The sequence below is a fragment of the Anaerovibrio sp. RM50 genome, from assembly GCF_000622005.1.
In the GTDB taxonomy this organism is placed as follows: Bacteria; Bacillota; Negativicutes; order Selenomonadales; family Selenomonadaceae; genus Anaerovibrio.
The window spans coordinates 1-20,960 of record NZ_JHWV01000022.1; the positions used below are offsets into that span (position 1 = coordinate 1).

Genomic DNA, 20,960 nt, shown 5'->3' on the forward strand with positions numbered 1-20,960 from the left:
TGTAGAGACCCCCATAAGTTAGACTAAGTAATCTAACTTATGGGGGTCTTTTTATGGCAAAATACAGTGTTGAATTCAAATTGAAGATAGTTCAGGAATATTTGAAAGGGGATATCGGATACCATGCTTTAGCCCACAAATATGGTATACCTGACAAAAAACGTATTCAATTTTGGGTTGCAAAATATCGGGTAATGGGGGAAAAAGGACTTCAACGGTCAAGAAAAAATGAAACATATTCTTTCCAATTCAAGTTACATGCTGTAGAGTTATATTTAAGTACAGAGATGTCTTACCAAGATTTAGCACTTCAACTTAAATTAAAATCTGACGGGATTTTAGTAAACTGGGTTCGACGCTATCGTGCTGTTGGTATAGAAGGTCTCAAACCGCAACGGAAAGGCAGGCGGCCAAAGGTGCCAGACAAAACCAGCATTACACCTGAATGTAATATTAATCAAGATGAGAGACTTAAGCAGCTAGAAGAAGAAAATCTCAAGCTACGCATTGAGGTAGCCTATTTAAAAGAACTGAGGAGATTGCGCCTGGAGCAAGAGGCGCAGAAGCGCAAGCAAGGATCGCCCACAGTCTCCGAGGATCATTCAAATTAAAAGATATCCTTGCAGCTATTAAACTTCCAAAAGCCACCTATATGTATTGGCAGAAGCGATTTGACCGGGAAAATCCGGATGCCGAATTAGAGGCAAAAATCAAAGCAATTCGGCAGAGCGACAAGGACTTCGGTTATCGTCGAATTTATGGCAAGCTCCGCCAAGAGGGCTTTTTAGTCAATCATAAGAAGGTCCAACGTCTTGTTCAGAAATTGGGATTACAGGTAAAATCATTTGCCCACAAAAGCCGCAAATATAATTCTTACAAAGGAACTATTGGGCACGTTGCACCAAATCGGCTACGTCGCCGCTTTGATACATGTATTCCACATCAGAAAATCACCACAGATACCACTGAATTCAAGTATTATGAGATTGACAGCAAAGGGAATATTATCACTCGCAGAGCATATTTAGATCCGTTTCTTGACCTTTATAATCGTGAAATCATTAGTTTTAGTATCACGAAACGACCATCATCACAAGGTATTATGTCTGCTTTAGAGAAAGCAATTGACATTACCAGTGACTGCCCTTACCGTCGGACATTCCATTCAGACCAGGGCTGGCCCTATCAAATGAGAAATTATATAGACCGATTAAGAGAAGAACGTATCTTTCAAAGCATGTCTCGCAAGGGAAACTGTCTGGATAATAGCGTGATGGAAAATTTCTTTGGCCTACTAAAACAGGAAATCTATTATGGACATACCTATCACAGCTTTGACGAACTGGAACGAGCAATCCGACATTACATCACATACTACAATAAACAAAGAATCAAAGCTAAGCTGGGATGGCTCAGCCCAGTCGACTACCGTTTACGTCATGCCGCAGCATAAAAAACGGTAGCAGCAAATAATTGCTACTACCGTTAAGGTCTAACTTTATGGGGTCACTACAAGTAGTTCTCAGGGGCCTGTTTTACTACATTATATATAATGTAAGAAGTATATACATTTGTTGTTCCAGTACGTGGCAGAACAGGAAAATAAGGAAAATTTCAATAAAATCTGATAAAGCAAACTTTATGATCTAATAACGTACACTTTGATATGCCGTCGGAGGGAATTTCCCTCTGACGGTATTTTTTTATGTTAATTATTCATTGCATAAATTTCCATATTAATGTATTATATTATGCGTTGGTGTTTTGAATGAAAATTCACTATTACCCCATAATTGATGGATAAAAATTAATTTTATGTGAATTTCATGAATATGGAAAAATTACAATAATTTATTTATACACGAAAGGGATATTTATGCAGGCTATGGTGGAAAATCAGGAAGTCGTTAAGCAGGAAGAAGCGAAAAATGGCTATACCATTTTGGACGTTTTTAAATTTTTAGGGTGTTCATTATTTGGATGCTTTATGTTTTTATTTCCATGGGATACCACGGGAGGAACATATAATACAGCTCTCAGCGTGCTGACAGAGGCACTTGATAAGGGCATTCAGGAAAATATACCTTGGCTTCTTACGGTGGTGGTGGTATTTTCTGCTGTAAGTGCTTTGGTGGGCTGCTTCTGGAAAATTCAGAAATCAGGCAGATTCAGTTGGATTTTCCCTTTGATGTTCGTTTCAAAGCCCTATACCCTGACCCGTCTTATTGCCCTGGCAGTAACCATTTGCGTTGTGTTTGAGGTGGGTCCTGAGGCTGTGCGCAGTGAAGACGTGGGTGCCAGCATGGTTTCCCTGGCCCAGACTCTGATTGCTATTGCCGTTACTCTTAGCTTCGTGCTTCCTTTTCTTACAGATTGCGGTATCATGGAGTTCATGGGCATAATTCTGAGGCCGTTGATTCGCCCATTGTTTAAAGTGCCTGGCCGTGCTTCCGTGGATTTGATTGCCTCTTGGCTGGCCTCCTCCAATACGGCGGTGCTTATTACCGGCAACCAGCATCAGAACGGTTATTACAGCAAGCGGGAGGCCGCTTCCATTATGACCAATTTCTCTCTGGTTTCCATTCCTTTCTGCATGGTAATTGCCGAGACATTGAATGTAACCAGTCATTTCCTGCTCCTTTATGGTTCCGTTACTGCCATTGGTCTTCTGTTGGCCATGATAGGGGTTCGTATTCCGCCTTTGTCCAAGATTCCGGATGAATATTGCGGGGAGAAAAATATTAATGAGGAAGTGCCTGAAGCCACGTCCCTTGTGGGCTGGGCCTGGATGGCTGCCATGAAGCGGGCCAAGAAATTCAGCTTCATGAATGCCCTTGATGCTGCGGGCAAAATGACCATCGGCATTATTATGGACCTTATTCCAATAGTTATTGCCTGGGGTACCCTGGGCTCCCTGCTGGTTAATGAGACCTCCATTATGCAGTGGATTTCCTACCCTATGGGGGCTTATATGAGCTTCCTTGGGGTTGAGGGGGCCTTTGATATAGCACCAGCAACTCTGGTGGGCTTCATCGATATGTTCATTCCGGCTCTTATTACAAGTCCGGACCTGCCTGAGCAGACCCGCTTTTTGGTGGCAGGGCTGTCTTTGGTGCAGATTATTTACCTCACCGAGGTGGGGAGCATCATTGTCAAGTCCAATGTGGGCCTTGATATGAAGCGCCTCTTTGTTATTTTCCTGGAGCGTACTGTAATAGCATTGCCATTATTGGCATTTATATCCAAAACTTTGTAAATTCATACATTATTCCAAAAGGGGGGCTGGAAACAGTCCCTCTTTAATTTGTCAATGTTTGCAAAAAAATGCAAAAATCTGTATTTTTTTGTTGTGGAATGGCCCGGAATGTAATAAAATACACTCTGGAAGATTATTATATTATAGTAGGTATAATCTAAATGTATATCTTCTGCTGAATAAGCAAAATTTTTAAAGAAAAGGTCGTGTTAATGTGATATGAAGAGTTTCAGACTTACCGAAAAGGAAATGAACGCAATGGCAGAACGGATTCAGACCCCGTTTCTGGTAACATCACTGGATAAGGTGGCAGAGAACTACCGCTTCCTGCGGACCCATTTGCCTCGGGCTGGTGTATATTACGCTATTAAGGCAAACCCTACTCCTGAGGTTCTGCAGATGCTCTCTGAAATGGGCTCCCATTTTGATGTGGCCTCCGCCGGTGAAATTGAAGCACTGGCAGAGCTGGGGGTTGATGGTTCCCGCATGATTTACGCCAATCCTGTTAAGGACGCCAAGGGCTTGCAGGCATCTGTGGACCATGGAGTAAATCGCTTTACCTTTGATGATGAATCCGAGATTCCAAAGATGGCTGATGCTGTTCCGGGGGCTGATGTGCTGATCCGTATTCAGGTCCGCAACAACAAGGCACTGGTGGATCTGAATACCAAGTTCGGGGCACCAATGGATGAGGCACTGGATCTTTTGGAGCAGGCTGAGAAGGCCGGCCTTCATGCCAGGGGCATTTGCTTTCATGTAGGCAGCCAGTCCCTTTCTACGGCGGCTTATGAAGAGGCATTGCTCTTAGTTCGTAATCTTTTCGATGAGGCTGAGGCTCGTGGTATGCACCTGACCGATTTGGATATCGGCGGCGGCTTCCCGATTCCCGATGCCAATGGCCTGGGTGTGAATCTGGCAGCCATGATGGAGTCCATCAATCATCAGATTGAACGTCTCTTCCCTGATACTAAAGTGTGGATGGAGCCGGGACGTTTTATGTGCGGCACAGCCGTAAACCTTGTGGCTTCTGTAATTGGCACCAAGAACCGTGGAGGCAATCCTTGGTATATTCTTGATGAGGGTATCTATGGCTGCTTCTCCGGAATTATGTACGACCATTGGACATATCCGCTGCATTGCTTTGGCAAGGGTCCCCTTAAGGCATCTACCTTTGGTGGTCCAAGCTGTGACGGCATAGATGTGCTTTATCGTGATTTTATGGCACCAAAGCTGTCTGTGGGGGACAGGGTATTGGTAACTGAAATGGGTTCATATACCAGTGTCAGTGCCACCCGCTTTAATGGCTTCGAGCTGGCTCCGAACTATATTTTTGAGGAGCAGCCTGAGTACGCTGCCAGAACCTCTGAGGAGATTGAGGAAGCAACGGGCGATGTGGCCATTTAAAAGGAAAATTGGCCGATTATAAGAAATAAGTGGCCAATTAACAGATTATATATGTGATTTATTTACCGCTAATTTGATTATTTAATTGATCAGATTAGCGGTATTTTATATATGTTTAATTTATTGCAAAGATGTGGTATAATAATCTATCCTAATAGTAATAGCGAAAAGGAGCGATATATATTGGCTGAGAAATTACCTCATGTTGTTATAGTTGGTGCAGGCTTTGGCGGCGTGGCTGCCATGAAGGCTTTTAAGAATAAAAACGTAAAGATTACCTGGGTGGACAGAACAAATTATCATCTGTTTCAGCCACTGTTGTACCAGTTATCCACGGCGGTGCTTTCCACAGATGATATTTCCTTCCCTGTTAGGGCCATGTTCCGCAAGCGGAAGAATATGGATCTCTTTATGGCCAAGGCCACCGGCATTGACGGCAAGAATAAGATTCTCCACACAAACCATGGGGATATTTCCTATGATTACCTTATTGTGGCGGCCGGTGCCACCAATAATTTCTTTGGCATGAAGAATGTGGAGAAATACTCCTATGGTATGAAGACCATTCAGGAGGCCCTTCATATAAGAAATCACGCCCTTCACATGTTTGAGCGTGCCAATAAGCAGGAGGACAGCGAAGCGGAACGCCGCAAAATGCTTACCTTTGTATGTGTAGGCGGTGGTCCTACTGGTGTGGAGGAAGCCGGGGCACTGGCGGAGCTGGTGGCTGTCCAGAAGCTGGATTATCCTAATCTTAACTTTGATGAAGTGAGCATAAAGCTCATTGAGGCCACTGACAGGGTATTGCCTATGATGCCTGAAAATCTCCAGAAGTATACTTTGGACGTATTGAGGAAAAAGGGCGTTGAGGTAATGCTGAATACCCAGGTGGCAGACTGCAGCGAGGACGGACTCACGTTAAAGGACGGTACCTTTATTCCAAGCAAGACTGTAATCTGGGCGGCTGGTGTCCGGGCCCACGATTTGGTATCCACCATTGGGGCTGAGTGTGACAGGGCTGGCCGCGTAATCGTGGAAAAGACTCTGCAGGTGCCTGGATATCCTGAGATTTTCGCCATTGGCGATAATGCCCATTTCCTTCAGGATGGCAGGCCTCTGGCAACAGTGGCCCCAGTGGCCAATCAGGAGGCCAGGGTAGCTGTGGACAATATCATGCGCATGATTAAGGGGGAAAAGCTTCAGGAGTTTGTTTACAAGGATTATGGCAGCATGGCCACCATTGGCCGCTGCGAGGCCGTGGTTTCCTGGGGCATTCTTAAGACCGGGGGATTCTTTGCCTGGTTAATTTGGATGTTCCTCCATCTCATGCGTCTTGAGGGGGCCCACGAGGATATTACCGTGGGTACAAAATGGTTCTGGAACTTTATTTCCGGTGCCCGTCTGGGACGAATCATTACCAATATCAAATTTGAAGAGCTGGAAAAATAAACAACGGCCTGAAAAAAATAAATCTTAGTATGAAACAAAAATGTCGCCGAGCTGTCATTAAAACAGTCTGGCGACATTTTTTTAAGAAAATATAGTAGGTAAATATTGTAAGCAAATATCTTGCTTAATCCCTGTCGATAAAAACTGGTGACATGGTAAAATCTCTGTTCAGCTTCGGGGCGTTTTGGCACAGCTGATAAAGATTGTTGTACTGAATATCATAATACAGTTGTTTGTGGAGGGCCTCCGGCATGTTTTTGCCAATAAAATCACGACGGTTGATATACTGGGTTATTTTGGTAATAACTGGTATGGAAGCCGCCTTTTTTATTTTCTTTATTATATCCCGGCCAATATTGTCGAAGGCAAGAGCTCTGATATAAGCTACCCCTGTGTTATCCGCCTCATCCATAAGCTCTTTGTTAATATCCAAAAGAAGGCAGTGAATGAGACGGTTGATTCTTGTTCTTTGATAGCGCTTGCCAATAAGCTTGTTGGTAAATTCTGCAAGGGTGGGGGCGGAAGCTGCCTCTATTAGCTTGTATTCGATTCCCTCATTTATGGAATATATTTCCCTAAGTTTTTCAGGAGATGAATGTAAAATTTTTAATTGTAGGGTAGGATAAAGCTTTTCCAAAGAACCTATGTCATTTGACGTAAGCTGTGATATCAAACTGAAGGTGGAATCTGGCACCACTTTCTTAAGCTCCTCCTCTTTTGCCAGGGCAACCATTTTTCGTATGGCGGTGCCACTGGCATATTCCCCCACAGCTTCCATGTCATTGTGGGAGGTGCCCATTCGTTTAATTGGCATAATTTCAATACTGGAATCAAACTCTTTTAGTGCCTTTAAATATTCTATGGCCAAAATAGTATTGGGTTCCTTCAGAATATCAATATCCGTGCCGGTGAGATCAGAAATAATTTGGGCTGTGGCAGCCGCATAGGAATTGCCCTGCTTCAATAGGGACAGAAGCTTGTCCCTTTGGTCTGCAACATTTATTGAGGCGGCTTTGTGCAGCGTATCAATATCAGGGTACTTTGTACTGAAGGCCAATTTGTCCACCACACCCAACTGATGCAAAAGGGAAACGCCTCCAAAGGCAAAATGCTGGGCACTGCGGCAGGCAAAAAGAGATGGGATTTCCAATACAAGATTGGCACCATTTTGTACCGCAAGGGCGGCCCGCTGCCACTTGTCAAGTATTGGCAGTTCCCCCCGCTGGGTAATACCACCGCTGATACAGGCAATTATACGGGTATCGGCTCCCAAGATTTCCCTGATTTTATTTATTTGATAAAGATGTCCATTGTGAAATGGATTGTATTCTGCAATTATTCCCGTAATCATGATTTTCTCCATGGAGGATAGTAATTCCTTAGTAAAAACTCACTGCACAAATCTCATTTTAGCAGAGATAAAAGGAATCATAAATGGCGTGGGGGATATTTTTTCATAAAATGGAAAAATCCCAATAATAGTCGTATAATAAAATAGGTGTATAAGGTATGCAAGTTTCCTTAGGAGGTTTTATATATGAAGAAAAAAGTGGCTGTGGCCATGAGCGGTGGTGTTGATAGCTCCCTTACAGCTACTCTTTTAAAAGAAGAGGGTTATGAGGTTATCGGCATTACCATGCGCCTTAGTGATGAAGGGCGTGGATTTTGTCTTTCTCCGGAGGCTGAGGCGGCAGCGCTGGTTTCTGTAAAGGATGCACAAAGAGTTGCTGAGCAGTTGGGAATTCAGCATTATGTGGCTGATTTTCGGGATATGTTTAAAACCAAGGTTATTGATTATTTCCTTGATGAATATGCCAGGGGCCGTACCCCAAATCCGTGTGTGGCCTGTAATCCTCAGATAAAGTTTGGGGCTCTTTTAAATAAGGCCCGGGAGCTGGGGGCTGATTATTTTGCCACTGGCCATTACGCCCGCATCAGACAGGATGAGAATGGCAGATATGGCCTCTATACCGGCGTGGACAAGCATAAGGACCAGTCCTACGCCCTGTATCGCATAAAACAGGATGTTTTAAAGCATATTATTTTACCCTTGGGGGAATTGACCAAGACTAAAACACGGGAGCTGGCAGAAAAATACGGTCTGGTGGTGGCCCAGAAGGCAGAAAGCCAGGAGGTTTGCTTCGTTCCCGATGATGATTACAAGGCCATGCTGAAAAGGTTCCGTCCCCAGTGCCTGAAGCCAGGGGATATTGTGGATCTTGAGGGCAATGTGCTGGGCCGCCATGAGGGAGTACCCCTTTATACCATTGGTCAGCGCAAGGGGCTTGGCATTGCCTATCCGGAGCCTCTTTACGTGGTAAAGCTGGATATGGAAAAAAATCAGGTGGTGGTAGGCAATAATCAGGCAGTATTTGCGGAAAGTCTTATTGCTGAAAATATGAACTGGCTGGCCTTTGATGAATTGACTGAACCAGTTAAGGTGAATGCCCGCATTCGCTATGGTGCAAGAGAAGGAATGGGAGTTGTTTCTGCTCTTGATAACGGCAGGGTAAAGGTTACCTTCGATGCTCCACAGAGAGCTGTTACGCCAGGGCAGTCCGTGGTTTTCTATGATGGAGACCAGGTTGTGGGCGGCGGAATTATTGTTAAATAATATTTACATATATAAGGGGAAGTGAATGGTATGAGCAGCTTTGCACAATCTGTAAAGTACAGACTATTTGCTGTTTTGGCAGTGGCCGTAGTGGCTGCTGTTGGCGGTGTTTGGTGGTATGCGTCCTATTATACCAATACGCCGGAATATACTATAAAGATGATTCAGGAGTGCTTCGAGAATCACGACAAGGACAAGATTAAGAAATATATAGATTTTGACCATCTTCTGGATACCAGCAGTGATGCATTGCTGGACGGTCTGGTGGATGCCAGTATACCTGCGGTGGGGGAGGCCAAGGACGCTGTCAGCAGCTTCAGCCGCATGTTTAAGGCGCCAGTTACCATGAGTCTTCAGATGGCCATTGACAACTACATTGAATATGGCCAGTGGACCAAGGACAACAACAGCTTTGAGGGGATGGGGAACATAGACGCAGATATGGTTGTTAAAAAGTCTGGTCTTGGGGCGACCTCCTTCAGAAAAATGGACAGTATGGCTGTGGACAACGATAATGGTACTGCTGTTGCCAAGGTTCGGGTATTCCAGGAGGAGGCCAACGAGGAATTTATCCTTGATATGGAATTGGTGAAAAAGGATGACGGCGGCTGGCAGCTTTATGAAATCACCAATCTGAAGGATTTTGTTACCATGGTTAATCATTCACGCCGTGACCACGTGAAGGATTATCTTGACAAGTCTGCTACCATCATGTCCAATCACGATGCCAAGATAATGTCTCTGGAGCAGGATATAAGCAATGTCCTTAATGGTGGTTCCCTTGGCAGTTCTGATACCAGAAAAGAGCTTAGGAATATTATGGAAGACAAGGTAATTCCTGAGTGGCAGGCCAGAAAGGGCGAGCTGGAGGCCATGAGCGTTCCACCGGCAGCGGGAACTCTCCACAGACTTAGAATAAAGATCTGCGATTTGCACATAGAATATGCCAAGGGCTATGCCAAGTGGATGGATGACAAAAATGCTTCCACCATAAGAACGGCCGATGCTGCCCTGAAACAGGCCAAGACCCTGGAGAAGGAAGCAGAGCTTCTTACCAGACAGGTAAATTCACACATTAAATAATTGTAAGGATGAGTAAGTAAATGAGCGACAATTTTGATAAGACCCAGCCCATACCAAGGGTAACAGATGATATGGCGGACCAGAAAACACAGCTGATTAATTATAATCAGGTGAGGCGGCTGGAGCCTGTAAATGTCAATAACAGACAGCAGGCCAATAATGGTGCAAATTACCATCAGCAAGCCAACAATGGGGCCAATTATTATCAGCAGCCAAATAATGGTGCCAATTATCATCAGCAGATGCCCAAGCCTCCTAAAAAGAGCGGCAAAGGCAAAATGGCATTTACCCTTATTCTGGCCTTTGTGGTGGCCTTGTTGGCTGGATTGTTCATTTCCGGATATATGAGTGAACAGACCAGCAGGGAAACCCAGCTGAAGACCCAGCAGGAGCTTTCAGATAGGGAGGCCAAGGCTGCCGAGGGAAAACAGAATGACCTTAGCACCAAAAAGAAACAGCTGGATCAGCGTATCAAGGATCTTGAGGCCCAGCAGCAGGCGGCAAAGTCAGAGGCTGACAAGCTGAAGGGCAAGAATGAGCAGATTGACAAGGAAAAGAAGGAGAAGTCCGGAGCCGAGAAGGTTATTGACAAGTTCACCGGCAAGGAAGCCAAGGATGAAAAGGCGGCCAAGGAATCTGCCAAGGAAGAGGAGCAGGCCCTGAGCAAGGTGGAGGAGATTAACCGTTCCATTCAGGAGGCCAAGGAGACCTATGAGGAGGTAAACCGCCAGCTGGATGAGCTGGAGGCCATGCGCCAGAAGGCTATGAAAACCAAGGAAGAGGCTGAGCGGGTTTACAACGAAAACAAGGGGCTCATTGACAGTATTCTTCACTATGTGGAGATGGGGATGTCAGTAGCCAAGGATATTATATAATTTGGTTAAACAGATATTAACTTTTGGAGGTTTTTACATTGAAAAAGTATTTATTATTGGCCATATCACTGATTTGTGTATTTGCTGTAATGGCTGCGGGCTGTGGCAGCAAGCAGGCAGATAAGGAACTGCAGACTGTAACCGTTGGCGTAATGCCGGATATTGATTCTGTGCCAATTATCATTGCTCAGGAGAAGGGCTATTTTACCGAGGAAGGCCTGAAGGTTGAAATTCAGCAGTTTAAGAGTGCCATGGACCGTGATGCGGCTCTCCAGAGCGGCAATCTTGATGGTGCCATTTCTGACCTTCTGGCAGTCGCCTTTGCCAAGAGCGGTGGCTTTGATGTTAAGGTTACTTCATATACTGATGGTGATTACAAGCTTATTGCCGGCAAGAATGAGGCTGTATCCAGTCCAAGGGATCTGGTTGGCAAGGATGTGGCAGTATCAAAGAATACCATTATTGAGTATGTAACTGACCAGATTTCCGTATCTCAGAATATGAAGGAAGACAGCATTAACAAGGTTGTTATTCCTCAGATTCCAACCCGTCTGGAAATGCTCCAGAACGGCAAGCTGGCAGCAGCAACCCTCCCTGAGCCAATGGGAAGTATTGCAGTGGCCAACGGCTGCAAGTTTGTAACTGATTCCGAGCAGCTGGGCATCAACCCTGGTGTTATGATGTTTACCGCTAAATGCGTGGACAACAAAAAGGCTGAGCTTCAGGCCTTCTATCGCGCTTACAACAAGGCTGTAAAGTATCTTAACGAGCATCCTCAGGATGAATATATGGATCTTATTATTGAAAAGAGCGGCTTCCCGGCAGTTGCCAAGACTGCTCTGAAGCTTCCTAAGTATCGTGAAGCAGGTCTTCCTCAGGAGAAGGATGTTATTGACTGCATGAAGTGGATGAATTCCAAGGGACTGATTAAGCAGGAATTCTCCTTCAAGGACCTTGTGGTTGATTTGTTGAAGTAATTATTTGTATAGTTGGTTTCAGCCATGATTAGTATTGAAAATTTATCAGTAAATTATAAATCTGATAGCGATGTCTACACGGCTATATCCGGGATTAATCTCACAATTCCCGAGGGTGGCACTCTGGCGGTTATTGGCCCCTCCGGCTGTGGCAAGTCCACGTTGCTGAAGGCTATTGCGGGCCTTATTCCGGAGTATGAGGGTACCATCAAAATTAATGGGGATGAGGTTAATCCCAAAAAGCAGACCATTGGCTTTATGCCCCAGAATTATGGTCTGCTTCCTTGGCGTACAGTGATAGACAATATAAGGCTTGGCATGAAGATAAAGCGGGCACCGGAGCTTCTTGACCGCAAGGTTTTAAAGAAGCTAATGCGCCAGTTGGGCATCGAGGGGCTGGGGCACCGTTATCCTACGGAGCTTAGCGGCGGCCAGCAGCAGAGGGTTGCTTTGGCCAGAGTCTTTGCCCTGCAGCCTGATGTGCTGTTGATGGATGAGCCTTTCTCTGCCCTTGATGCCATTACAAGGGAAGAAATGCAGGACATTTTTTTGAAGTTGTGGCAGAAAAACAATGTTTCCACTATTTTTGTAACCCACTATGTGGAGGAGGCCCTGTATCTTGGACAGAGAATTGCCGTATTGTCAGCCAGCTCCGGCAATATTAACCGCATTGTGGAAAATCCTCTTTTCGGGGGCAAGGATATTCGTCAGAATCCTGAATTCTTCGAAATGAGCTTAAAGCTGAAAAATTCTATTAAGAAGGACTGGAATCAGGCATGGGAAAATTAGTGAGCGCATGGTATCTTCTGGCGGCGGTGGTGCTGACCCTGGTGTGGTTTGTGGTATCAAAGCTGGTGGATCTGCCTATTATTCCATCCCCGGTTCTGGTGGTGGAAAATCTGGCGGACATATTTATGAAATATATAGCCATTCACAGCTTATACAGCTTATGGCGTATTGGGGCGGGATTGCTTTTGGCAGTGGCCGTGGGATTGCCTTTAGGGGTGATAATGGGATATTTTCCCCAGACGGATCGCTTTTTGGCCCCCGTTGTTTATCTTACATATCCAATTCCGAAGATTGCCCTGCTGCCTATACTTATGCTGTTGTTTGGGGTGGGGGAGCTTTCAAAGGTATTTATGATATTTCTTATTATAGTGTTTCAGGTGGTGGTGGCAGTCCGTGACGGTATCAGGGCCATTCCCAACGAAACCTATTATCCTTTATATTCCCTTGGGGCTTCCTTTAAGGATATTTTCTTTGAGGTGCTGTGGCCGGCATCATTGCCAAAGTTTATTACAGCAATAAGGGTTGCTCTTGCCACGGCAATCTCCGTATTGTTCTTCACTGAGACCTTTGGCACACAGTATGGAATGGGATATTTCATTATGGATGCCTGGCTCAGGGTAAATTATCTGGAGATGTACTCGGGGATTGTGGTACTGAGCCTTCTGGGGCTCATCCTTTTTACTACTATAGATCTTATTGAAAGAAATGCTTGCCATTGGCAGTATAAATAAGCTATAACTAAGGTATAGAGGATTATGGCATGAGACTTTTGGTCTGATGAATTTCGTATGTATTATGCAGTATAATAGCTATATATAAAAATATATAGTTAAAATAGTTATAGTAATAATTCTACAAAAGGCGGGAAAAAGAGAGAATTTTATGCCAAACAATGAAAGGGGGATAGGAAATGGCTGTTGAAGTGAAGAACGTGGTGGAAATCTTTGTAGACCAGTATCTGGACAAGACTTTGGACAGCATTCCGGGGGTATGTCGCTGTGAGCAGTGTGTAGCTGATATTAAGGCGATTACATTGAATTCCATGAAGCCAAAGTATGTTAGTACATCCAGAGGAGAGGTGCTCAGCAAGCTGAAGGCTTTTGACCAGGGTAATCAGGTTGAGCTGCTTTGTATCGTAAAGAAAGCAGCAGACATGGTTATGACTAACCCGCACCATGAGGTTGTGAAGAAGAAAGGCAATGTTCTGTAATTGTTTGGTAATCTAAAAGGCCTATCGCAAATGCGATAGGCCTTTTTAGTTAGCATAGAGTATTGATATATGTGGATATATTATCTGTTGTTCTTGAAGAATTCCAGTGCAACTGGTGGGAACAGAGCATAGGACAGTACATCCTCATCGGAAGCATTTGGATAGCCCTTTTCGGCCAGTTCCTTCTTGAAGTCTGCTACCTTTGGCTCTTTGGCATCAGCTACAGCACAGTCGGTAATCATATCCTCAGGCTTAATCTTCATAGCCTTGAGAACTTCTTCCTTAACTGGCTTTGGAGTCTTACCAAACTTACCACGGGCCAGGTCCTTAACCTCGTTAGGAACCATGGTGTAGCGTGGCTGGCCATTGGCCATCATAATTACGTTCATTGTAGCCATGGTACCAACAATCTGGGAAGAAGGCGTTACAAGTGGTGGGAAGCCAAGGTCTTCACGAACTCTAGGCATCTCATCCAGCAGCTCCTGATACTTGTCAGCTGCGCCCATTTCCTTCAGCTGGTTAACCATGTTGGAAAGCATACCGCCTGGAATCTGGAAATCCAATACCTTTGGATTAACATCGAAGTAACCAGGGAGGTTGAACTCCTTCATGATTTCCTTCTTAACACCCAGGAAGTGCTTTGCGATAGGCTCCATAGCCTGACGGTCAAGACCGGTATCTCTCTCCAGACCCTCCAGAGTAGCGATCATGGTCTCAGTACAAGGCTGGGAAGTATCGTTAGCCAATGGGGACAGTGCGCAGTCAATAATGTCAACGCCAGCCTCAATAGCCTTCAGATAAGTCATGGAACCAAAACCGGAGGTGTAGTGGGTATGAAGCTCGATAGGGAGACCAACCTGTTCTTTCAGCTTTTTAACCAAATCCTCAGCTACATAAGGCTTCAACAGGCCGGACATATCTTTGATACAGATGGAATGAACACCCATCTTCTTCAGCTCAATTGCCAGATCAACGAAGGTCTGGTTGGTATGGAATGGGCTGATGGTGTATACGAGACAGCCCTGTACATGTGGCTTCTCTTTTGCTTTAAGAGCGGCATCAATAGCCGTACGGAGATTAGTTACATCGTTCAGTGCATCGAAAATACGGAATACGCCAACACCATGCTCGGAAGCCTTGTTAACGAAGGCACGTACCACATCGTCAGAGTAGTGGTTGTAACCCAGCAGATTCTGGCCACGCAGCAGCATCTGGATAGGGGTCTTCTTGAGATGGGCCTTAAGAGTATCAAGGCGCTCCCATGGATCCTCATTCAGGAAGCGGAGGCAGCTGTCGAAGGTAGCACCGCCCCAAGCCTCAAGAGCGTTGTAGCCTATATTGTCAAGGGCCTCCAGCTGAGGAAGCATCTGACCTATACGCATACGGGTTGCCAACAGTGACTGATGGGCGTCACGGAGAACGGTTTCAGTAATTTTTACTGGATTTGACATATTATAACATCTCCTTAAAAATATAATATTAAATTCCCCGAAATATATTGCTTATCCCCTTAAGCAATCTTTAATTCAAGTATAAGTTGTATGATAAATTTTGTCAAACAAATTCGGGATAAATTAATACCAATTAATGCCCTTCGCTACTAAATCAGTGCTGCATATTTTTTGGCAGCTCATCCACAATTTCAATATTGTCCAGAACGGATTTCATATTTTCACGGAAGCTTACCAAATAGGCCTGGCGAAGCTGGGTCTGGCGCTCCTTTTCCTCAGGGGTAAGGCCCACTGAGCGCTGCTTTCTGGAAAGTGCATTTATCTCTTCAATTAATTCCTTGGTAATCATGTTTCCTCCTAATTATGTATGTCAAACCAAATACTGGGATATTATACCCCAATTATTCAAATATTTCCATTCAGCTCATTTTCTTTATTTAATGGAAATTTGCCCACGGGATGTTCAAGAAAAGTGTTAATAAATAATCAATAATATGGTATAATCATAAAATACTGTAAAGATAATCCATTACAGAAAAATTGGTTAAAGGGAGCGAATACGATTATGAAATTAGTAGTAACTATCTTTGGAAAAGACCAGGTAGGCATTATTGCCAATGTAAGTAATATCTTGGCTGCCAAGAAGGTAAATATTACCAGCGTAAACCAGAATATCGTGGATGGCTTTTTTAACATGATTATGATGGCGGAGCTAACCGACAAATCTGTTAAATTGGCAGACATTCAAAAGGAGCTTAAGGAGAAGGGGCAGGAGATGAATCTTGAAATCAAGGTTCAGAACCAGGAAATCTTCAATATTATGCATAACGTATAATAAAAATATGCATAATGTATAATTAATTTGGCTGTTTAAGATGTATGTGAGCTTTGAGCATGTTGGAGGTCTGTTTAGTGATTACAATTGACAATATCTTGGAAACAAACCGTATGATTACGGAGAACAAGCTGGATGTACGTACCATTACCATGGGTATTTCCCTCCGTGATTGCGCTCATCCCAATATTAACCAGTTCTGCAAGAACGTGTATGACAAAATTACAAAAAGTGCTGAGTTTTTGGTAAAGACCGGTGAGGATATCGAGGCTCAGTATGGTATTCCTATCATTCATAAGCGTATTTCCGTAACTCCTATTGCTATAGCCGCCGAGGCCTGCGAAACAGATTCCTATGTCCCTGTGGCAGAGGTTTTGGACAAGGCTGCAAAAGAGGTTGGCGTAAACTTTATTGGAGGTTTCTCTGCCCTGGTGGACAAGGGCTTCACCAAGGGGGATAAGATTCTTATTGACTCAATTCCGCAGGCACTTTCCACAACTGATGTAGTATGCTCATCTGTAAATCTTGGTTCCACCAAGGCTGGTATTAATATGGACTGTGTACGTCAGATGGGGGAGGTCATCAAGCGGACTGCAGAGCTGACCAGGGATCAGGATGCCTTGGGCTGCGCCAAGCTGGTGGTGTTCTGCAATGCCCCTGGGGATAATCCTTTCATGGCCGGTGCCTTCCATGGGGTAAATGAAGCTGAAAAGGTGGTCAGTGTAGGTGTCAGCGGTCCGGGTGTGGTTAAGCACGCCCTGGAGGATATTAAGGGAGCAGATTTTACTGAGGTGGCTGAAACCATTAAGAAGACTGCCTTTAAGATTACCCGTGTGGGCCAGCTGGTGGCCCGTGAGGCCTCCCGTCGTCTGGGCGTGCCTTTTGGCATTATTGACCTTTCCTTGGCCCCAACTCCTGCTGTAGGTGATTCCGTTGCCAACGTATTGGAGGAAATGGGTCTGGAGCGCTGCGGTGCCCCGGGAACAACTGCGGCTTTGGCACTTCTTAATGATGCAGTGAAGAAGGGCGGACTTATGGCATCCTCCCATGTAGGCGGTCTCTCCGGGGCATTTATTCCTGTCAGCGAGGACCAGGGCATGATTGAAGCCATTGAGTGCGGCTCCCTTTCCATTGAGAAGCTGGAGGCCATGACCTGCGTATGCTCCGTAGGCCTTGATATGATTGCTGTTGAAGGTGATACTACTGCCGCCACCATATCTGGAATCATTGCAGATGAAGCTGCAATAGGTATGATTAATAACAAGACCACTGCTGTCCGTATTATTCCTGTTCCAGGCAAGAAGGTGGGAGACAGTGTGGAATTTGGCGGTTTGTTGGGCCGTTGTCCTATTGTCAAGGTCCGTAACAGTTGGAGCTCTGATGCCTTTATTGCCAGAGGGGGACGTATTCCGGCACCTTTGCGCAGTCTGACCAACTGATTATACTAGGGAATTTTGGTGACAACCATGAGAGTAACCAAAAAAATTAAGGAAAAGCAAATAGAAATACTGGGGCAGATTTATGCAGGGGCAAAGCCCGAGCTAATATACAAAAATTCCTTTGAGCTTCTTATAGCTGTTATTTTGTCTGCCCAGTGTACAGATAAGAGGGTAAATGTTACCACGGCCCGCCTTTTTTCCAAGGCACCAGATGCCCAGTCCATTATCGATATGGGCATTGATGCTCTGGAGCAGGAAATCCGTGACTGCGGTCTCTTTCGCAGCAAGGCAAAAAATATTATGGCCACATGCCGTACATTGGTGGAGGAATTTGACGGGGAGGTTCCGGAGGATTTTGATACCCTGCTGAAGCTGCCAGGGGTGGGGAGAAAGACTGCCAACGTGGTGAGCTCTGTGGCTTTTAACAGGCCGGCCATTGCGGTGGATACCCATGTGTTCCGCATTTCCAACCGTCTGAAGCTGGCGGCGGGGGAAACTCCTATGGAGGTGGAGCAAGGCCTTATGAAGGCCATTCCAAGGGAAAAGTGGTCAGAGGCCCATCATTGGCTTATTTGGCATGGGCGTAAAATATGCAAGGCGAGAAAGCCTTTATGTACTGAGTGCCCTCTGGCAGAGGTTTGTCCCAGCAATGAGGCAAAATAAGGGGCAAAAATAAGGCAGAACAATGTGGCATAATAATGTGGCATAATAACCAAGTAAAGTGATGAATAAATAAAGAAATGAAATGTAGCGTGGAGTTTTGGAGTGATGCAATTGATTTATCGTAAGGCAAAATTTGTAGATATAGAAGAAATATATGAGCTGGTGAACCATTATGCGGAGGAGGGGCTGATGCTGGCCCGTTCCCGTAACGCTCTTTATGAATCTCTCCGTGACATGATTGTGGCCATTGATGAAAAGGATGGCATTGTTGGGGTAGGGGGACTTCATATTACATGGGAGTTTATGGCGGAAATTCGTTCACTGGCAGTAGACCCTGCCCATAGTCGTCGGGGGATTGGCAGAGAAATAGTCCACAGGCTCATTGAGGAAGGCAGGGAGCTGGGCATAAGCCAGGTGTTTACCCTTACCTATCAGGAGAAATTTTTCGAAAAATGCGGTTTTAAGGTAATCAGCAAGGATGAGCTTCCCCATAAGATCTGGAAGGAATGTATTGATTGCCCTAAATTCCCTAACTGCAACGAAATTGCCATGTTGTTTGAATAATTTACTTGACACTAAAAATTCACATTGCTATAATTATGCACATGAAGTGTAAAGCATGTTCATATTGAAAAGGCATTGAGCGAGAGAAGTAATCAGCAGAGCTTTTCAGAGAGCTGTGGGTTGGTGCAACACAGCAAGTGAAACTGACGAAATACACTCGTGAGCCGCAGGCTGAACTGACAGTAGGTCTTGCCGGAAGCCCCCGTTACCGTAGGCTAGGGTATGTTAGTACCCGAAGAGAGTGGCTTGCCAAGGCAAGCAGGGTGGTACCGCGAGTAATGACTCGTCCCTGTTATGGGGACGGGTTTTTTTATTTTTCTGCCTGAACATTTTCTTCAAACTAACGACTGAAGGTTTATTGTTAATTTTGGAGGAGGAAAAAATTATGATTATTGTAATGGCACCAGGATCTACAGAAGCGGATTTAGAGAGAGTAAAAACGAAAATCAAGTCCGAGGGCTTGGAATACCATCTTTCCACCGGTACTTCACGTACCATTGTTGGCGTTATCGGCGATAAGAAGGCCATCAGCGAGCTGGAAATGCACTGTGCATTGCCGGGGGTGGAAAAGACCGTTCGTATCACTGAGAAATACAAGCTGGTAAGCCGTGAGTTCAAGCAGGAAAATTCCATAATTGATGTGGGTGGCGTAAAAATTGGCGGTTCCGAGCCTGTGGTAATGGCAGGACCATGTGCCGTTGAAAGCATGGACCAGCTTATGGAGGCCGCCCAGGCCGTGGCTGAAGGCGGTGCCCAGTTCCTTCGTGGCGGTGCCTACAAGCCGCGTACTTCCCCTTATGATTTCCAGGGCATGGCTGAGGATGGTCTGCAGATGCTTCGCAAGGCCGCAGACAAGTTCAATCTTAAAGTGGTAACAGAGGTATTGGATCAGCGCACCGTGGAGGAAGTGGCTGAGTACACCGATGTGCTTCAGATTGGTGCCCGCAATATGCAGAATTTCCAGCTTCTCAAAGAGGTTGGTCGGGCCGGACGCCCTGTACTCCTTAAGAGAGGTCTTTGCGCCACCATTAAGGAGTGGCTCAATGCTGCTGAGTACGTTATGAGCTCCGGCTGTGACGATGTGATTTTCTGTGAGCGGGGTATCCGTACTTATGAAACCTACACCAGAAATACATTGGATCTCAGTGCAGTTGTAGCTGTAAAGGAGCTGTCCCATTTGCCAATTATTGTGGACCCAAGTCATGGTACCGGCCGTCGCAGCATGGTAAGCCCAATGGCCAAGGCAGCAATTGCCGCAGGGGCAGACGGCCTTATTATCGAGGTGCATCCACATCCGGAGGTGGCCCTGTGCGATGGTGACCAGTCATTGACTCCGGTGGAATTCAAAAAGGTAATGGCTGAAATTAAGCGCATGTCCGCCATTTTAAGGGAGGAATAATCAATGGCCAGATTGAATCTTGCCATAATCGGTGTGGGCCTTATTGGTGGCTCTTTAGGACTTTGTCTGAAGGATAAGCTGGGAGAGGACATTTATATAACAGGCCAGTGCCGTACCCAGGAGTCCATGGACAAGGCCATGGAAATGGGGGCAGTGGACTTCGCCTCTTCTGATATAGAGAAAGTGGTGAAGGATGCTGATGTGATTTTCCTCAGTACCCCTGTATTGCAGATGGTGCCTATGGTGGAGAAGATGCTGCCATATTTAAAGTCAGGGGCCATTATAACAGACGCCGGCAGTACAAAGCAGTTTATCTGGAAAAGTCTGAAGGAGCTTTTGCCACCGGATATTTATTATGTGGCAGGGCACCCTATGACGGGCCGTGAAATGAGCGGTGTCACCGCAGCCAAAAAGGACCTTTTTGAAAATAAGTGCTACGTAATAGTGGAAAATACCGGGGCACCAAAGGAAGCCACTGATAAGATTTGCCAGCTGGTTAGACTCACCGGGGCGGATCTGGAAACCCTGGATATTGCCAAGCACGACCGCTGTGCTTCCGTAATAAGTCACATACCCCATGTGGCTGCAGCGGGACTGGTAACCCTTTTGAATCGCAGCCATGGTGATATGGAGGCCTGCCTTAAGCTGGCGGGAGGCGGTTTTAAGGATACTACCCGTATAGCATCCTCCAATGCGGACATGTGGGCAGATATATGCATGACCAATCAGGAGGCCATAACCAACCATCTGAAGCTGCTGCAGGGGATTTTGGCAGAGGTAATTGTGGCTATTGAAAGCGGTGACCGTCAGGCAGTTCACGACTATTTCGCCGAATCCAAGAAGCGCCGTGACAGTATTCTGGAGCAGACCAAGAATATGTATGAGTTGATTTAAATAAAAAAACGTCAAATTAAAAACGAGGTTCGCATATTAAAATGCTGACCTCGTTTTT

The 20,960-nt window shown here is 45.4% G+C and carries 20 protein-coding genes and 1 other annotated feature; of the genes, 17 read left to right on the forward strand and 3 right to left on the reverse strand.

Annotated elements, in window-relative coordinates:
• The first annotated feature begins 53 nt into the window (after positions 1-53).
• The 4 genes from T525_RS16070 (at position 54) to T525_RS0110250 (ending at position 6,109) form a co-directional block, all read left to right on the forward strand.
• Positions 54-1,453, forward strand: a protein-coding gene (locus tag T525_RS16070) for an IS3 family transposase (RefSeq protein WP_156945588.1) whose coding sequence is annotated in 2 segments (ribosomal slippage) — positions 54-600 and positions 600-1,453 — 1,401 coding nt in all. Because the reading frame shifts where the segments join, the coding sequence is not laid out codon by codon here.
• A 423-nt stretch (positions 1,454-1,876) separates the two neighbouring features.
• Positions 1,877-3,256 (forward strand): YjiH family protein, encoded by a 1,380-nt coding sequence (locus tag T525_RS0110240; RefSeq protein ID WP_027407127.1) that lies wholly within the window; start codon positions 1,877-1,879, stop codon positions 3,254-3,256.
• 219 nt (positions 3,257-3,475) lie between these two features.
• The gene (locus T525_RS0110245) at positions 3,476-4,660 is read left to right on the forward strand and encodes a type III PLP-dependent enzyme (RefSeq protein ID WP_027407128.1); all 1,185 of its coding nucleotides are present in this window, start codon (positions 3,476-3,478) and stop codon (positions 4,658-4,660) included.
• A 183-nt stretch (positions 4,661-4,843) separates the two neighbouring features.
• On the forward strand, positions 4,844-6,109 hold the full coding sequence (locus T525_RS0110250; protein ID WP_027407129.1) for an NAD(P)/FAD-dependent oxidoreductase: 1,266 nt from the start codon (positions 4,844-4,846) through the stop codon (positions 6,107-6,109).
• 124 nt (positions 6,110-6,233) lie between these two features.
• Here T525_RS0110250 and T525_RS0110255 read toward each other — a convergent pair whose 3' ends face one another.
• Positions 6,234-7,460, reverse strand: a complete 1,227-nt coding sequence (locus tag T525_RS0110255; protein WP_051533551.1) for a nucleotidyltransferase family protein — start codon at positions 7,458-7,460, stop codon at positions 6,234-6,236.
• 186 nt (positions 7,461-7,646) lie between these two features.
• Here T525_RS0110255 and mnmA point away from each other — a divergent pair, with 186 nt between their 5' ends.
• From mnmA to T525_RS0110290, 7 genes are all read left to right on the forward strand, one after another.
• Positions 7,647-8,723 carry a tRNA 2-thiouridine(34) synthase MnmA gene (mnmA, locus tag T525_RS0110260; protein WP_027407131.1) on the forward strand — a complete coding sequence of 359 codons (1,077 nt, stop codon included), beginning with the start codon at positions 7,647-7,649 and terminating at the stop codon, positions 8,721-8,723.
• A 30-nt stretch (positions 8,724-8,753) separates the two neighbouring features.
• Complete coding sequence (locus T525_RS14970) at positions 8,754-9,806, forward strand: hypothetical protein (protein WP_051533552.1); 1,053 nt, start codon at positions 8,754-8,756, stop codon at positions 9,804-9,806.
• Positions 9,807-9,826: 20 nt separating this feature from the next.
• Positions 9,827-10,681 carry a hypothetical protein gene (locus tag T525_RS0110270; protein WP_027407132.1) on the forward strand — a complete coding sequence of 285 codons (855 nt, stop codon included), beginning with the start codon at positions 9,827-9,829 and terminating at the stop codon, positions 10,679-10,681.
• Between the two features lie 38 nt (positions 10,682-10,719).
• On the forward strand, positions 10,720-11,658 hold the full coding sequence (locus T525_RS0110275; protein WP_027407133.1) for a MetQ/NlpA family ABC transporter substrate-binding protein: 939 nt from the start codon (positions 10,720-10,722) through the stop codon (positions 11,656-11,658).
• A 24-nt stretch (positions 11,659-11,682) separates the two neighbouring features.
• On the forward strand, positions 11,683-12,447 hold the full coding sequence (locus T525_RS0110280; RefSeq protein WP_027407134.1) for an ABC transporter ATP-binding protein: 765 nt from the start codon (positions 11,683-11,685) through the stop codon (positions 12,445-12,447).
• Positions 12,435-13,178, forward strand: a complete 744-nt coding sequence (locus tag T525_RS0110285) for an ABC transporter permease (RefSeq protein ID WP_027407135.1) — start codon at positions 12,435-12,437, stop codon at positions 13,176-13,178. Before T525_RS0110280 ends, T525_RS0110285 begins: the two co-directional genes overlap by 13 nt.
• A 179-nt stretch (positions 13,179-13,357) precedes the next feature.
• Positions 13,358-13,657 carry a late competence development ComFB family protein gene (locus T525_RS0110290; protein WP_027407136.1) on the forward strand — a complete coding sequence of 100 codons (300 nt, stop codon included), beginning with the start codon at positions 13,358-13,360 and terminating at the stop codon, positions 13,655-13,657.
• A gap of 80 nt (positions 13,658-13,737) precedes the next feature.
• Here T525_RS0110290 and T525_RS0110295 read toward each other — a convergent pair whose 3' ends face one another.
• Entirely contained in the window at positions 13,738-15,108 is a 1,371-nt protein-coding gene (locus T525_RS0110295) for a pyruvate carboxylase subunit B (protein WP_027407137.1), read from the reverse strand.
• A 154-nt stretch (positions 15,109-15,262) separates the two neighbouring features.
• A complete protein-coding gene (locus tag T525_RS0110300; RefSeq protein WP_027407138.1) occupies positions 15,263-15,457 on the reverse strand; it encodes a DUF896 domain-containing protein in 195 nt (64 codons plus the stop codon).
• Positions 15,458-15,673: 216 nt separating this feature from the next.
• On the opposite strand from T525_RS0110300, the gene T525_RS0110305 reads away from it, so the two are divergent.
• The 6 genes from T525_RS0110305 (at position 15,674) to T525_RS0110330 (ending at position 20,902) form a co-directional block, all read left to right on the forward strand.
• Entirely contained in the window at positions 15,674-15,943 is a 270-nt protein-coding gene (locus T525_RS0110305) for an ACT domain-containing protein (RefSeq protein WP_027407139.1), read from the forward strand.
• A 77-nt stretch (positions 15,944-16,020) separates the two neighbouring features.
• Positions 16,021-17,382: a PFL family protein gene (locus T525_RS0110310; protein WP_027407140.1), complete on the forward strand. Its 1,362-nt coding sequence runs from the start codon at positions 16,021-16,023 to the stop codon at positions 17,380-17,382.
• Between the two features lie 27 nt (positions 17,383-17,409).
• On the forward strand, positions 17,410-18,045 hold the full coding sequence (gene nth, locus T525_RS0110315; RefSeq protein ID WP_027407141.1) for an endonuclease III: 636 nt from the start codon (positions 17,410-17,412) through the stop codon (positions 18,043-18,045).
• A 111-nt stretch (positions 18,046-18,156) separates the two neighbouring features.
• Complete coding sequence (locus tag T525_RS0110320; protein ID WP_027407142.1) at positions 18,157-18,609, forward strand: N-acetyltransferase; 453 nt, start codon at positions 18,157-18,159, stop codon at positions 18,607-18,609.
• Positions 18,610-18,675: 66 nt separating this feature from the next.
• Positions 18,676-18,903, forward strand: a binding site (T-box leader).
• A gap of 91 nt (positions 18,904-18,994) precedes the next feature.
• Positions 18,995-20,008, forward strand: coding sequence for a 3-deoxy-7-phosphoheptulonate synthase (aroF, locus tag T525_RS0110325; protein WP_027407143.1), 1,014 nt, complete (start codon positions 18,995-18,997; stop codon positions 20,006-20,008).
• Positions 20,009-20,011: 3 nt separating this feature from the next.
• On the forward strand, positions 20,012-20,902 hold the full coding sequence (locus tag T525_RS0110330; protein ID WP_027407144.1) for a prephenate dehydrogenase/arogenate dehydrogenase family protein: 891 nt from the start codon (positions 20,012-20,014) through the stop codon (positions 20,900-20,902).
• Positions 20,903-20,960 lie beyond the last annotated feature (58 nt).